The organism is Afipia sp. GW822-FHT03D08 (genome assembly GCF_058801645.1).
In genome coordinates, this window is sequence record NZ_JBXANK010000003.1 from 313,403 (window position 1) to 326,437 (window position 13,035).

The 13,035-nt window shown below is 60.7% G+C and carries 14 protein-coding genes; 8 read left to right on the plus strand and 6 right to left on the minus strand.

Annotated features, from left to right (window positions below; translation table 11 throughout):
• Window positions 1-11 precede the first annotated feature (11 nt).
• The 3 genes from cpaB to AC1RM7_RS20635 form a co-directional block, all read right to left on the minus strand.
• Complete coding sequence (gene cpaB, locus AC1RM7_RS20625) at window positions 12-797, minus strand: Flp pilus assembly protein CpaB (RefSeq protein WP_006022735.1); 786 nt, start codon at window positions 795-797, stop codon at window positions 12-14.
• Window positions 798-999: 202 nt separating this feature from the next.
• Window positions 1,000-1,524: an A24 family peptidase gene (locus AC1RM7_RS20630; RefSeq protein WP_006022734.1), complete on the minus strand. Its 525-nt coding sequence runs from the start codon at window positions 1,522-1,524 to the stop codon at window positions 1,000-1,002.
• 400 nt (window positions 1,525-1,924) lie between these two features.
• On the minus strand, window positions 1,925-2,089 hold the full coding sequence (locus AC1RM7_RS20635) for a Flp family type IVb pilin (RefSeq protein WP_006022733.1): 165 nt from the start codon (window positions 2,087-2,089) through the stop codon (window positions 1,925-1,927).
• 346 nt (window positions 2,090-2,435) lie between these two features.
• Between AC1RM7_RS20635 and AC1RM7_RS20640 the strand changes: the two genes are divergently transcribed.
• The 3 genes from AC1RM7_RS20640 (at window position 2,436) to AC1RM7_RS20650 (ending at window position 4,241) form a co-directional block, all read left to right on the plus strand.
• Window positions 2,436-2,930 (plus strand): pilus assembly protein N-terminal domain-containing protein, encoded by a 495-nt coding sequence (locus AC1RM7_RS20640; protein WP_006022732.1) that lies wholly within the window; start codon window positions 2,436-2,438, stop codon window positions 2,928-2,930.
• Window positions 2,931-3,067: 137 nt separating this feature from the next.
• Window positions 3,068-3,625, plus strand: coding sequence for a TadE/TadG family type IV pilus assembly protein (locus AC1RM7_RS20645; protein ID WP_006022731.1), 558 nt, complete (start codon window positions 3,068-3,070; stop codon window positions 3,623-3,625).
• Between the two features lie 13 nt (window positions 3,626-3,638).
• The gene (locus AC1RM7_RS20650; RefSeq protein WP_024919605.1) at window positions 3,639-4,241 is read left to right on the plus strand and encodes a TadE/TadG family type IV pilus assembly protein; all 603 of its coding nucleotides are present in this window, start codon (window positions 3,639-3,641) and stop codon (window positions 4,239-4,241) included.
• Window positions 4,242-4,354: 113 nt separating this feature from the next.
• Here the strand turns inward: AC1RM7_RS20650 and AC1RM7_RS20655 are convergent, their stop codons facing one another.
• From AC1RM7_RS20655 to AC1RM7_RS20665, 3 genes are all read right to left on the minus strand, one after another.
• Entirely contained in the window at window positions 4,355-4,567 is a 213-nt protein-coding gene (locus AC1RM7_RS20655) for a cold-shock protein (RefSeq protein WP_002714433.1), read from the minus strand.
• 276 nt (window positions 4,568-4,843) lie between these two features.
• Window positions 4,844-5,131 carry a translation initiation factor IF-1 gene (gene infA / locus AC1RM7_RS20660; protein ID WP_006022729.1) on the minus strand — a complete coding sequence of 96 codons (288 nt, stop codon included), beginning with the start codon at window positions 5,129-5,131 and terminating at the stop codon, window positions 4,844-4,846.
• A 54-nt stretch (window positions 5,132-5,185) separates the two neighbouring features.
• The gene (locus AC1RM7_RS20665) at window positions 5,186-6,631 is read right to left on the minus strand and encodes a DEAD/DEAH box helicase (protein ID WP_024919604.1); all 1,446 of its coding nucleotides are present in this window, start codon (window positions 6,629-6,631) and stop codon (window positions 5,186-5,188) included.
• 524 nt (window positions 6,632-7,155) lie between these two features.
• Between AC1RM7_RS20665 and urtA the strand changes: the two genes are divergently transcribed.
• From urtA to urtE, 5 genes are all read left to right on the plus strand, one after another.
• On the plus strand, window positions 7,156-8,475 hold the full coding sequence (gene urtA, locus AC1RM7_RS20670; protein ID WP_006022727.1) for an urea ABC transporter substrate-binding protein: 1,320 nt from the start codon (window positions 7,156-7,158) through the stop codon (window positions 8,473-8,475).
• Window positions 8,476-8,630: 155 nt separating this feature from the next.
• A complete protein-coding gene (gene urtB, locus AC1RM7_RS20675) occupies window positions 8,631-10,187 on the plus strand; it encodes an urea ABC transporter permease subunit UrtB (RefSeq protein WP_051472484.1) in 1,557 nt (518 codons plus the stop codon).
• Window positions 10,184-11,362: an urea ABC transporter permease subunit UrtC gene (urtC, locus tag AC1RM7_RS20680; protein WP_024919602.1), complete on the plus strand. Its 1,179-nt coding sequence runs from the start codon at window positions 10,184-10,186 to the stop codon at window positions 11,360-11,362. The genes urtB and urtC overlap by 4 nt, the downstream gene beginning before the upstream one ends.
• A 5-nt stretch (window positions 11,363-11,367) precedes the next feature.
• Window positions 11,368-12,129, plus strand: a complete 762-nt coding sequence (gene urtD, locus AC1RM7_RS20685) for an urea ABC transporter ATP-binding protein UrtD (RefSeq protein ID WP_006022724.1) — start codon at window positions 11,368-11,370, stop codon at window positions 12,127-12,129.
• A 181-nt stretch (window positions 12,130-12,310) separates the two neighbouring features.
• Window positions 12,311-13,006: an urea ABC transporter ATP-binding subunit UrtE gene (gene urtE / locus AC1RM7_RS20690; RefSeq protein WP_006022723.1), complete on the plus strand. Its 696-nt coding sequence runs from the start codon at window positions 12,311-12,313 to the stop codon at window positions 13,004-13,006.
• The last annotated feature ends 29 nt before the right edge of the window (window positions 13,007-13,035 follow it).

Here is a 13,035-nt window from a genome sequence, read left to right on the forward strand (position 1 = left end):
CGTCCTCTCGATCACTTCCGTGTCGTCATTGTCGTGGTGACGCCGTAGCGAACGACATTGACGCTGTCGCTCTTGGTGCCGTCGTCGATGTTGATGTCGTTGCGGTTGGCGTCGACCAGGCTGCGCAACGCGAGCGACAAGGTGCCCGCCTGGCGCGCACGCGCCAGCGTTTCGGCCTGATCGGGTTTCAACTCGAGGGTGGTGGTCTTGCCGACCACGACCTTCTGTCCGTCCTTTTCTCCGACTGTCTGGTCGATGGCGAGAACGCGGATGTTGCTCAGGATGATTTCAGAGTTGATGACGTCGTTTGTGCCACTGCGGCTGGCGACTCTCTCGCGCTTGGTGAGAATGACGTCGACCTTGTCGTTGGGCAGGATGAAGCCCCCGGCGCCGGTTTCCGGCGAAATTTCCGTTGAAATCGCGCGCATGCCGCTCGGCAGGATGGCCGCCATGAAGCCGGAGCCGTTGCCCTTGACGAGCTTGGTTTCACGGATCGGTTCGCCCGCAAGGAACGGCGAACGTGCAATCGATCCCACGATCTGGGTCATTGCCTCGGGCTGGTCGTTGCGGCGGATGAAGCTGGAGCTTGCCGTCGCGGAAGGCCAGCCCTGCCATGCGATATCGTTAGGCGTGACGGTCTGACCGAGCGGAATGTCGATGCGGGCAACCAGAACGTCGGTGGTGTCCATTGTCGTTGGCGCTGCGACCGGCTTCGGATCGGAGCCGCTTGCAAGATATGCAGCAGCGCCGCCGGCGCAGACGGCAATGGCCAGGACGACAATCCGCGCGGTATTCATACGCTTTCACTTTCCACATCACGCCGCGACGGACCTGTCGCTGTGGTCGGATTTGACCAGCTAAACGTCAAAGCATGGTTAATGAGGCGTATCTAAATCGCGTTAATGAGACGTTGCCGACGTGCTGCGGCTCTCAAGTCCGCAAGTGTCACCAGCATGTTGTGTGGCGGAAACGGATTTGCCGAGTCTGAACGGCGAAGGTTCAGTGGCCGATGAAGCGGGTGAGGTCGACGGCTTTCATCCATTCGGTCTCGGGATAGATCATCAGCGCGCCGAGTGCGAGGGCGATGCCGTACGGTATGCCGCTGTCCTTGCGGTGGAGCCGTTGCAGCCATTCCTGTGAAATGAGCGAGTACGGCAGCGGCCATTGCCGGAACTGAAGCATCAGGAGCGTCAGCGCGCCGCCGAACAGGGAGGCATAGACCAGATAGCTGGCGAGCGGCGGAAACCCGAACCAGAGCCCGGCTGCGGCTGCGACCTTGGCGTCGCCGCCGCCCATCCAACCGAAAGCGAAGCAGGCGAAGGCGATGACCAGCACTGTCAGGCCCGCCGCCACATGCATGCCGATTTCGGACAGCGGCATGCCGCTGAAACCGGCCAGAACAAAGAAGCCCGCCACCAGCAGCAGCGAAATCCGGTTGGGGATCGTCATTGTGAAGAGATCGCTTGCCGCGGCGAAGGCCATCAATGCGGGAAACAGGAAGACGCGCGCGAGATCAAGGATCATGGGTTTGCCGGGTCTGACAGATTGAGCCGCGGGAACTGGTGGTCCGATTCTAACATTCGCATCGCGAACTCGCGGCCGGATGGGAGGCGAATGTCAAATCCGCTCCTCTCGGTCCGATTGAGCGACACCGCAGGCTAACCGGCAGAAATGAACAATATTAAAACGCGCCGGGCCAGATGCTGGCGATCCGGAACAGAACCGCGAACAAGGCAAGGACCAGGGCCCCACAAACCAGCCGGGTCGGCTCATCGCGGGAAAGCGACATGAAGAGGTGCCCGAAATTAGTGCGTTTCTCGGCGGGAGACGGCTTCATACGCTTTACTGGACTTCCGTCGGAATGATCCGGGCACAAAAAAGGCTTCGGTTTCCCGAAGCCTTTTCTTCATCCCGACGCGATCAATTACTTGATCGAGGCGTTGATGTTGGTGAACTTCGTGTTCAGGGTGGTGCCGAGGCCGTTCACGGCGGCGATGATTGCGAGCGCAATGCCCGCAGCAATCAGGCCATACTCAATCGCGGTGGCGCCGGATTCGTCCTTGACGAAGCGAGCAACGAGCTTGGTCATCTATAACTCCATTTGTACACGTGGCTGTAGAACTCTGGCCGTTGCGGGGGCGGAAACCACCGTGACCATGGCGTCAACCTACGCAGCAGGAATTGCAACGCAGTTAATTCGATTGCTGAAAGCCTGAGGTATCCGCATCTTCTTGCTGACGGTAAATGCCGGTTTAACGGCACTGGGCAAATTGCGGTGATTTCCCGTTGTTAAGTGCCCGGCGCGGTAAAGGCACGCGATCTTCATTCATGCGCTGTTTGCAGTTCATTCATCAATTAACGTCAGATTTGCCATGTCGGGCGCCGGCACCGCTGCGTATCGCTTTTGCCGGCTTGTACACGCCCCGGAGTAAAGTATGTCGATCAATGTCTCGCACCGTTACGCGCATAAAGCCGTAGCGCTGCGCTTTCTCGTTGCCGGTTTCCTGATGTGTCCGATCGCGACGTTCGCCGGAACCGGCGATGAATCCGTTGCGGTCTTCGTCGATCAGGCAAAGGTGGTGAAGCTGCCCGAGAAGGTTGCGACCATCGTGGTCGGAAACCCCCTGATCGCGGACGTTAACGTTCAGCCCGGCGGGATGGTGGTTGTGACCGGCAAGGGTTACGGCTCAACCAACATGATCGCCATGGATCGTGCCGGTGAGGTTCTGGCCAGCCGTTCCATCCAGGTTGAAGGCCCTGCGGACAAGATGGTCACTGTCTACCGCGGTCTGGAGCGTGAGTCTTACAGTTGCACGCCCGACTGCCAGCGGCGTGTGACCCTCGGCGACGGGCGGTCTTACTTCGAGACCGCTCTCGGCCAGACCAACGTCCTGAACAACCAGGCCACCACCGCCGGCGCGCGCCCCTGAGACCAGGCACCGGCTGATTCGTTAACAACCGGTTAACTCCGCGCCGCATGTTGTTCTGATCAGGAGCAAGCATTCGACAATCTCTGTCGTCTATTCTCGGCGGTAGTTATTTCCCGCTGCATGCCGAGGATAGCCCGATGCGCCCGCCCGCGACATCCATGAACGCAATAAACAAGGCACTGCGCCGGTTTCGCCGCGACCGGCGAGCCTCCGCCGCCGTCGAATTCGCGTTCGTCGCACCGATCTTCTTCGTGTTGCTGTTCGCTGTCATTGAGACGGCGCTGGTGTTTTTCGCCGCGCAGATTCTGGAGACAGGCACGCAGGATTCGGCGCGCCTGATGTTGACGCACCAGGCGCAGGATGCCGGCATGACCCAGGCCCAGTTCAAGCAGGATCTCTGCAACCGCGTCAGTATAATGTTTACCTGCACCGACGTTTACGTCGATGTGAAATCATACGCCGAGGGCACGACAGTCAACATCACCGACCCGATCGATGGATCGGGAAATTTCGTCAACAACTTCACCTATCAGACGGCGCCCGCCGGTAGCGCGGCCACGGTTGTCGTTCGCGCCTTTTATCAGTGGCCGATGTTCGTGACCGGGCTCGGCTACAACATCGCGAATATCGGACGCAACACGTCCAACAGCAAACGCCTCCTGGCAGCGACTGCTGCGTTCCGCGTCGAACCTTGATGGACGAACGATCATGAAGCTGATTTCGCTTTTCAAATACGTCCGCAGCAGCCGGCAGCTTGTACTCCGGTTCGGCAAGGACAAGCGCGGCGTGGCTGCGGTCGAATTCGTCTTTATTGTGCCGCTGATGCTGACGCTGCTGTTCGGAATGATCGACGTTTCAAGCGGCGTGGCCGTAGATCGCAAGGTAACGCTGACCGCGCGCACGTTGTCCGACCTTGTCTCGCAGGGCACGAAAGTATCGTCCACGGACATCTCGAACTTCTTCAAGATGGGCAGCGCCATCATGACGCCGTATGCCGTCACGCCGGCGACGATGACCCAGAGAATCTCCGCGGTCAGCATCGATGCATCGAAGAATGCGAAGGTGGTCTGGAGTTACTCCGGCGCTGTCAGCGGCGCCAGCTCTGTCACGGTCACGACCGGCTATCCCAAGGATACAGTCATCACAACGATCCCGGCCGATCTTCTTGTCGCGAACACGCAGTTGATCTGGAGTGAGGTGACTTACACCTTCACACCGATCACCGGATACATCATCCAGACCACCGTGCCGCTGTCTGAGAACTGCTACACCCGGCCTCGCCAGTCCGACACGGTCACCTATACAAGCTGACCGCAAACGCCTTCCAACAACGTAAAACAAAAAGGCCGTGCGAACCGCACGGCCTTTGGATGTTCTGGTTCTCGTTATCCGAAACTCCGCAGCGTGAGCCGCAGAAATTTCAGTTAGCCGGCGGCGCGGAGATTGTCGGCCGACGACTTGCCCGAACGGCGATCGGCAACGATTTCGTAGCTGATCTTCTGGCCCTCACGCAGCGTTCCCAGACCAGCGCGCTCGACGGCGCTGATGTGAACGAACACGTCGTTTCCGCCATCGTCAGGCTGAATGAAACCGTAACCCTTAGTCGCGTTGAACCACTTCACTGTTCCCATGCTCACGCAGGTAGTCCTTCTCAAGATAGATATAGTCAAAGCCCACGTCTAAATGGGCTGGTGAGATCGAAATTTGGATGAGGTCGTCAGCGTCTAAACCGGCTGTACCGGTGGATAGCTATGTCGTCCGGCCGAAGATCGATATCTCAATATTACGTGAAAATGGGCCCCGAAACAATCCTGACGGGTGCGGATTTTTGATGCCCGTCCAGCGTGCTCCAGAAGCAGGAGATCGCGCATGACGCGTGCCATGCGCGATCCGTATGATGCGGAGAAACCCGCTTATCTGCGCCGAAACTGTCCGCGTGGCGGGGTGCCGCGGGGTGGGCCGCCGGCGCCGCCGGGACGCTCGTCCTTGTGACGGAAAATCAGGCGGCCCTTCTCGAGATCGTAAGGTGACATTTCGATGGTCACCCGGTCGCCTGCCAGCGTCTTGATGCGGTTCTTCTTCATCTTCCCGGCGGTGTAGGCCACGATCTCATGTCCGGCATCGAGCTGGACGCGATAGCGTGCGTCGGGAAGAATTTCGGTCACCAGTCCTTCGAACTGGATCAACTCTTCTTTGGCCATAGGGGTCTCCAAGTCCTTCTAATCAAGTTCGCTAATTCTGTCCGCGGGTCCGGTTCAGGACCGCTGCGGGCGCTGATTCCGATTGGGCTGATTTTGCGCCGGACGGCTTTCACGATGCAAGAAGGCGACGCCCTGAATACCCTCGCTCTTGCCGGCTTGTGCCGGCCGGGACTGCTCGTGGCGATTGCCCTCGAAGCGGTTTGCCTGCGCGGGGGCGGCTCCACCCGGACGACGGCGGCGGCGCGGACCCTTCGATCCGGGGGCGCCATCGTTCGCACGCGGGCTATGTCCGTTGTGGCTGTGACCACCTGACCGTGCCGGACGGTGATGCTGCGCGGGCGCGGCTGCGGCCGGGCGCTGTTGCTGTCCCGGCGTACGGCGATCTTCCTTCGGCAGGGTGACCTTGATCAGCCTTTCGATGTCGCGCAGATAGCCAAGCTCCTCACCGCCCGCCACCAGCGAAATCGCGGTGCCGTCAGCTCCGGCGCGCGCGGTGCGGCCGATGCGGTGAACGTAGGTTTCCGGCACGTTGGTCAGGTCGAAGTTGATGACATGGCTGATACCGTCGACGTCGATGCCGCGCGCGGCGATATCGGTTGCGACCAGCGTGCGGATGTCGCCGGTGCGGAATGCCGCCAGCACGCGCTCGCGGTGGTTCTGCGACTTGTTGCCGTGGATGGCTTCAGCAGGAATCCCCGCCTTTACGAGGCCTTTCACGACCTTGTCGGCGCCGTGCTTGGTGCGGGTGAACACCAGCGCGCGGTTGACCTGCTCGGTCTTGAGGATCTGCGCCAGAATGGCGGGCTTCGCGGAATGATCGACCTGGAGGACCTTCTGCGTAATGCGCTCGACGGTGGAAGACACCGGCGTCACAGCGACACGCGCTGGATTGTTCAGCATCTGATCGGCGAGATCGGCGATGTCTTTCGGCATGGTCGCCGAGAAGAACAGCGTCTGACGCTTCGTCGGAAGCTTGGCGACGATTTTGCGGATGTCGTTGATGAAACCCATGTCGAGCATGCGGTCGGCTTCGTCGAGCACCAGAAACTCGACCTGTCCGAGTTTCAGGGCGTTGCCCTGTACCATGTCGAGCAGACGTCCGGGTGTCGCCACCATGACATCGATGCCGGGCATGACGGAGCGGACCTGGCGGCCCATCGGGACGCCGCCGATCGCCAGCGCCGAGGTCAGCTTGATGTGCCGGCCGTAGGCGTTGAAGCTTTCGAGGATCTGGCCGGAGAGTTCGCGGGTCGGGCTCAGCACCAGCACGCGGCAGGTCTTGGGCTGCGGCTTGATACGGTTTTCCAGCAGGCGATGCAGGATCGGAAGCGCGAACGACGCGGTCTTGCCGGTGCCGGTCTGCGCGATGCCGATGACGTCGCGTCCGGTGATCGCGATGGGAATGGTTTGAGCCTGAATAGGGGTGGGCGTGACGTAATTTTCTTCTTTAAGTGCACGCGAGATGGGATCGGCGAGGCCGAAATCCTGAAAGGAGGTCAAAAGGGTATCTTTCTATGAGTCGCAGCGCGCGCCCAGCGGATGCCGGGTGCGGGCGGGTGTCGGAGACACCCGCGTGTCTGGGGCGTCGGTTTTGGTTAGCTGAAGGGGCAAGCCAGAAACCGTAAACGGGATCAGTACACGCGGCTCGCAAGGACCTGATGATTCTCAAGGTCGTAGCGCTCATATGGAACAGGAACACGGCGCTTTCAAGGTGAAATCGACCGGAGGGCGGCAGCAGGAGCCTGGAATTGGTAGGGGCGGACCTGTCGGGCCGCTTCCTGCTTGAATTGTAGACAATGCATAATTTTTGATTATTTTTTATGCAAATGCCGAAAGGGAGGTCAGTTTAACTGGTTGAAAAACGGGCAGGCGTCATCCGGGGCGATCCGAAACCGAATTTAGATCTGCAAAATCAAAAGGTTAGGCAAATCTGTCCCATGGCATAGTTCTTGCGATTCCCTTAACGCCGGCGGCCGAAGGCCGTCGCACAGCGTTTCACGTCTGCGTCAGGGAGATGACATCGCATGACTACGCATTTCAGCAGCGTCGCAGTTGCACCGTTCAGCCGCCGCAAATGGCTGGCCGCAACTGCAGGTCTTTTTTTGGGTCTCGCCACGGTCGGCGCGGCCAAGGCGCAGGAGACCATCAAGGTCGGCGTCCTTCATTCGCTTTCCGGAACAATGGCCATCAGCGAAACCACGCTGAAGGATACGGTGCTTTTCCTTATCGATGAGCAGAACAAGAAGGGCGGCGTTCTCGGCAAGAAGCTTGAGGCCGTCGTTGTCGATCCAGCGTCCAACTGGCCGCTGTTCGCGGAAAAGGCCCGCGAACTGATCACCAAGGACAAGGTGTCCGTGGTGTTCGGCTGCTGGACCTCGGTGTCGCGCAAGTCCGTGCTGCCGGTGTTCAAGGAACTGAACTCGATCCTGTTCTACCCGGTGCAGTACGAGGGTGAAGAGAGCGAGCGCAACGTGTTCTACACGGGTGCGGCGCCGAACCAGCAGGCGATTCCTGCGGTCGACTATCTCGCCAAGGAAGAGAAGGTGCAGCGTTGGGTTCTGGCCGGCACCGACTACGTCTATCCGCGCACCACCAACAAGATCCTTGAAGCCTACCTGAAGTCGAAGGGCGTCAAGGCTGAAGACATCATGATCAACTACACGCCGTTCGGTCACTCGGACTGGCAGACCATCGTGGCCGACATCAAGAAGTTCGGTTCGGCTGGCAAGAAGACGGCAGTGGTTTCGACCATCAACGGCGACGCCAACGTTCCGTTCTACAAGGAACTCGGCAACCAGGGCATCAAGGCGACCGACATTCCGGTCGTTGCGTTCTCGGTCGGCGAAGAGGAACTCGCTGGCATCGACACCAAGCCGCTGGTCGGCCATCTCGCCGCCTGGAACTACTTCCAGTCGATCAAGACGCCAGAGAACGAGGCCTTCATCAAGGCCTGGCAGGCCTACACAAAGAATCCGAAGCGCGTGACCAACGATCCGATGGAAGCGCATGTGATCGGGTTCAACATGTGGGTGAAGGCCGTCGAGAAGGCCGGTTCGGTCGACGCCGACAAGGTGATCGACGCTCTTCCCGGCACCAAGGCCAAGAACCTCACCGGCGGCGTGTCGGAAATGCTTCCGAACCATCACATCACCAAGCCTGTGTTCATCGGCGAAATCAAAGCCGACGGCCAGTTCGATGTGGTGTGGAAGACCCCTGGCCTCGTGGCCGGCGATGCATGGTCGAAGGAGCTTGAGGGCTCCAAGGACCTGATTGGCGACTGGGTCGGCAAGAAGTGCGGCAACTTCAACACCAAGACCAACAAGTGCGGTGGTCAGGGCTCCTGAGCAGCGTCACGCGGCGCGATGCACCCATCACGCTCTGATCTGAAACGACCGGAAGGCGGCGGCAGTCGCCGCCTTCCTCTCACCTCTGCCGGGGTTGTCAGGTGTTTTCCTTAGTTCTTCATCGCTGCCGTGCGGCGGCTATTGTGCTGATATTGATGATCGTCTCGGGCATGCCGGTGCTGGCCGGTCCCTTTGAAGACGCGGTCGCGCAGTTCGCCAACGATTCATTTTCCGATACCGAAGCCGCCGTCGGTGCGCTCGCGACCAGCGGCAATCCGCTTGCGTTCCCGATCATCGACGCACTTCAGGACGGCCGCCTGCTGGCCGATCCGCAGAGCAGGAAGGTTTTCGTCAAGGACAAGAGCGGCAAGGTCACTGACGCCGCGACCGGTGAAGCCGCGACTGCGCCATCGGGCGCCGTAGCGGTGCGCCTCAACAATCGTCTGCGCCGCACGGTGGACGCCGCGCTCGGCGGACTGACGTTGCTGTCGCCGGACCCCGCGAAGCGCATTCAGGCGGCGCAATCTGTTTTCAAGACCCATGACGTGGCTTTCCTGCCGGTCATCGAAGGCGCATTGCAGAAGGAAACCAACGGCGGCGCGAAGCGGGCGTTTGCCGAAGCCAAGGCCGCGATCGTGCTGTTCGATCCGAAGGCCTCCGAAGCCGACAAGCTCGAGGCGATCTCGGTGATCCGCGATCGCGGCGATCAGGAAGCATTGGCTTTGCTGACAGGTTTGTCGTTCGATCCGTCGTCCGCGCTGGGGCGGACCTCCGCCGCTGCCATCAGTTCGATCCAGGGCAAGCTCGCGATCTGGGCGACGGCGCAGAATGCCTGGTACGGCCTGTCGCTTGGCTCGGTGCTGCTGCTCGCCGCCATTGGTCTCGCCATCACATTCGGCGTGATGGGCGTCATCAACATGGCCCATGGCGAGATGGTGATGATCGGCGCTTACGTGACCTTTATGGTGCAGGAAGTCATCCGCACCAGTTATCCCGCTCTGTTCGACTACTCGCTGCTGATCGCCGTGCCGCTCGCCTTCCTTGTGGCGGGACTCATTGGCGTCGTCATCGAGCGGACCATCATCCGCTTCCTCTACGGCCGCCCGCTGGAGACACTGCTCGCGACATGGGGACTGTCGCTGGTGCTCCAGCAGGCGGTCCGTACCATGTTCGGCCCGACCAATCGCGAAGTCGGCAATCCGTCGTGGATGAGCGGCGCGTTCGAGATCGGCCAGATGACGATCACCTACAACCGGCTCTGGATTGTGGTCTTCACTATCGCCGTGTTCTTCATTCTGCTCGGGATGCTGCGCTTCACCAGTCTCGGGCTTGAGATGCGCGCCGTGACGCAGAACCGCCGCATGGCGGCCTCGATGGGCATCGCCACCTCGCGCGTCGATGCGCTGACGTTCGGTCTCGGCTCGGGCATCGCCGGCATAGCGGGCGTGGCGCTGTCGCAGATCGACAACGTCAGTCCCAATCTCGGTCAGAGCTACATCATCGATTCGTTCATGGTGGTGGTGTTCGGCGGCGTCGGAAATCTGTGGGGCACCCTGGTCGGAGCACTGACCCTCGGTATGGCCAACAAGTTCCTCGAGCCGGTGGCAGGAGCGGTGCTCGGCAAGATCGCCATTCTGGTGCTCATCATTCTGTTCATTCAGAAGCGGCCGCGCGGCTTGTTCGCGCTCAAGGGCCGGTCGGTGGAAGCATGATGCCGTATCTGCTCACCCGCTCGCTCAACAAAAGCGCGACGATCTTCCTGCTGATCGTCGCCGCCGTCGGCATCTTTGTGCCGCTGTCGAACCTGTTGTTGCCGGCGTCGTCGCCGTTGCAGGTGCCGACCTATCTGATGGCGCTGTTCGGAAAGTATCTCTGCTACGCCATCCTCGCGCTCTCGATCGATCTGATCTGGGGCTATTGCGGTATCCTGTCTTTGGGCCATGGCGCGTTCTTCGCGCTCGGTGGGTATGCGATGGGCATGTACCTGATGCGCCAGATCGGCTCACGCGGCGTCTATGGCAATCCGGTGCTGCCGGACTTCATGGTGTTCCTGAACTACAAGGCGCTGCCGTGGTACTGGTACGGCTTCGACATGTTCTGGTTCGCCGCGCTGATGGTGCTGCTGGTGCCGGGGCTGCTGGCGTTCTGCTTCGGCTGGCTCGCGTTCCGTTCGCGCGTCACCGGCGTGTATCTCTCCATCATCACCCAGGCGATGACCTACGCGCTGCTGTTGGCGTTCTTCCGCAATGATTTCGGCTTCGGTGGCAACAACGGCCTGACCGATTTCAAGGACATCCTCGGCTTCAATGTGCAGGCGCAGGGAACACGCGCCGTGCTGTTCATCCTGTCCTGTATCGCGCTGGCCCTCGCATTCCTGATTTGCCGTGCCGTCGTCACATCCAAGCTCGGCAAGGTGCTGATCGCGATCCGCGACGCGGAATCCCGCACGCGGTTTTTGGGTTACCGCGTCGAGAACTACAAACTGTTCGTGTTCACGCTGTCGGCCTGCATGGCCGGCGTCGCGGGGGCGCTGTATGTGCCGCAGGTCGGCATCATCAATCCCGGCGAATTCGCGCCGGGCAACTCCATTGAAGCCGTCATCTGGGTGGCGGTCGGCGGCCGTGGCACACTGACTGGCGCTGCGCTCGGCGCGATCGTCGTCAACTACGCGAAGACGGTGTTCACGTCTGGCGTCCTCGCGCCGTACTGGCTGTTCATGCTCGGTGCGTTGTTCATTCTGGTCACGCTGCTGCTGCCCAAAGGCATCGTCGGCACCGTCAAGGATTGGTGGGCGGGCCGCCGTGAGCAGCTTGCTGCCGATGAGGCCAGCGCTGCGGCGGAAGACGGTGTGAGCAAGCCCGGCCTCAAACCTGGTTTAGCGGAGTAGGGCATATGAATGTCATGGACACCCGCGCAACCTCGGCCATGCTCTACCTCGACGGCGTGCACGTCTCGTTCGATGGCTTCCACGCCATCAACAACCTGTCGCTGACCATCGCGCCGGGTGAGATGCGGGCCATCATCGGACCCAACGGCGCCGGCAAGACCACGATGATGGACATCATCACCGGCAAGACCAGGCCGGACGAAGGCGACGTACTGTTCGACGGCAAGACCGATCTGACACGTCTTGACGAGACGCAGATCGCCGAGCTTGGCATCGGCCGCAAGTTTCAGAAACCGACGGTGTTCGAAAGCCAGACCATCGAGGACAATCTGCTGCTGGCGCTGAATGTCGATCATCGGGTGCGTGGCACGCTGTTCTGGCGCGAGACGCCGGATGAAAGCGAGCGTATCGAGCGCGTGCTTGAGACCATCCGCCTCAAGGATTCGCGCGACCGCCTCGCGGGTGCGTTGTCTCACGGGCAGAAGCAATGGCTCGAGATCGGCATGCTGCTGGCGCAAGACCCGAAACTGTTGCTGGTCGACGAGCCGGTCGCGGGCATGACGGACGTCGAGACCCACCAGACCGCCGAACTGCTCAAAGAGATTAACAAGGAAAAGACTGTCGTCGTCGTCGAGCACGACATGACGTTCGTGCGCGAACTGGGCGTTCGCGTCACATGCCTGCATGAAGGTTCGGTTCTCGCGGAAGGCACGCTGGATCAGGTCTCGAACAACGAACGCGTCATCGAAGTGTATCTGGGGCGGTGATGTTTCAGGCTTCGCAACATTATTTGCGTGCACCTCGAAACTTCTCCCTCCCCCCTTGCGGGGGAGGGTTGGGGAGGGGGGTGAAACGGCGCTCAGGTTTCGCGGCTTACCCCCCACCCTGTCCCTCCCCCGCAAGGGGGGAGGGAACCAGAATGGGAAGATCGACGGAGGCGATACTGCCATGCTCGACGTAAAAAACATCACTCTCTACTACGGCGCGGCGCAGGCCTTGCGCGGCGTGTCGCTGACTGCCGAGCCCGGCAAGGTGACCTGTGTGCTCGGTCGCAACGGCGTCGGCAAGACCAGTTTGCTGCGCGCCATGGTCGGCCAGTATCCGATCAGGGACGGCTCGATCACCTTCGATGGCGCGGATCTTGGCCCGCTGAAGCCCTATGAGCGTGCACGTAAGGGCATCGGCTTCGTGCCGCAGGGCCGCGAGATATTTCCACTGCTGACCGTCGAAGAAAATCTCAAGACCGGCTTTGGGCCACTCAAGCGTGAAGACCGCACCATTCCGAACGACGTGTTCTCGCTGTTTCCGGTTCTGAACACCATGCTGGGGCGGCGAGGTGGCGACCTTTCCGGCGGCCAGCAGCAGCAGCTCGCGATCGGCCGTGCGCTGGTGATGCGGCCGAAACTGCTGCTGCTGGACGAGCCGACCGAGGGCATCCAGCCCTCGATCATCAAGGACATCGGCCGCGCCATTACCTATCTGCGCAGCCTGGGCACCATGGCCATCGTTCTGGTCGAACAGTATCTCGACTTTGCCTGCGAGCTCGGCGACAATTTCGCGGTTATGGACCGCGGCGCGGTGAAGTTCACCTGCGACCGCAGCAATCTCGATCCCGCCGAAATCAGCCGCCAGATGGCGCTGTGAAGCGGGATCGCGTGACCTGAACTGGCCGG